We start from the raw sequence: 1,200 nt of genomic DNA on the forward strand, positions 1-1,200 counted from the left end.
GCACTACTTTGGCAGATTAACTCTCAGGTAACGATGATCGGCCATCCTTGGCATTCCAACGAGGGTGCATGGGATGGCAGAGCAGCATGTTGCATTGACGGATTGGCTGAAGCCGTTCGTTGAGAAGCTTGGTCACAAGAAGCGGCGGCAGATGTGCCCGGTGTATATTTCGGGCCTCATCGGACCGGGCGATCGCAAGAGTATCGAGCCGATGGCGGAACGTCTGGCACCAGATCGCTACGACCGCCTGCATCATTTCATCTCGGATGGGATTTGGGATGCCGGTCCTCTTGAGGCGGAACTGGCGGTGGGGGCCGACAGGATTGTCGGGGCTTCAGATGCTTTTCTGGTGATCGATGACACGGCTATTCCGAAGAAGGGCGACCATTCCGTTGGGGTCGCACCGCAGTATGCGTCGATGCTCGGCAAGCGCGCCAATTGCCAGACGCTAGTGTCGTTGACGCTGGCCCGCGACGAGGTTCCTGTTCCCGTTGGCCTGCGGCTGTTCCTGCCCGAGAGCTGGACCAGTGATCAGGATCGGATGGCGAAGGCCGGCATTCCCGAGGAAATGCGCCGATCCCGCACCAAACCGGAGATCGCGCTCGACGAGATCGATCGGCTGATGGCTGCAGGCGTGCGGTTTGGTACTGTCCTTGCCGACGCCGGCTATGGTCTGTCGGCTGCGTTTCGCCAGGGGCTCAGTGCACGCAATCTCACCTGGGCCGTCGGCATTCCCAAGCATCAGAAGGTTTATCCTCATGATGTCGCATTGATCTTTCCTGTCGCCGGCCATGGAAGACCGCGCAAGCATTCGATCCCCGATACGCTGTCGACCGCAGCCGAAGCGATCCTGGAAGGAGCGACCTGGAAGAAGGTCAGTTGGCGTCACGGCACCAAAGCTCGACTGGCCGCACGCTTCGCGGCCCTACGCATTCGGATTGCTGATGGCAACCCGCAACGCATCCTCGACAAGGGACAGCAGCACATGCCGGGCGAAGAAGCGTGGCTCGTTGGTGAATGGCGTTCAAACGACGAGCGCAAATATTATCTCTCCAATCTGCCGGCCGAGGCGACCTTGAAAGCTCTCGCGGCCGCCATCAAAGCAAGATGGGTCTGCGAGCAGGCCCATCAGCAGATGAAGGAAGAACTCGGCCTCGATCACTTTGAAGGCCGATCATGGCAGGGCCTACACCGACACGC

The 1,200-nt window shown here is 59.8% G+C and carries 1 protein-coding gene; it reads left to right on the top strand.

Annotation, left to right across the window (positions count from 1 at the left end; genetic code table 11):
- Window positions 1-73: 73 nt before the first annotated feature.
- On the top strand, window positions 74-1,200 hold a 1,127-nt coding region (locus EV561_RS36970; RefSeq protein ID WP_132528786.1), incomplete at its 3' end, for an IS701 family transposase.

Origin of the sequence: Rhizobium sp. BK376, from assembly GCF_004341625.1 — a bacterium.
Classification (GTDB): domain Bacteria; phylum Pseudomonadota; class Alphaproteobacteria; order Rhizobiales; family Rhizobiaceae; genus Rhizobium.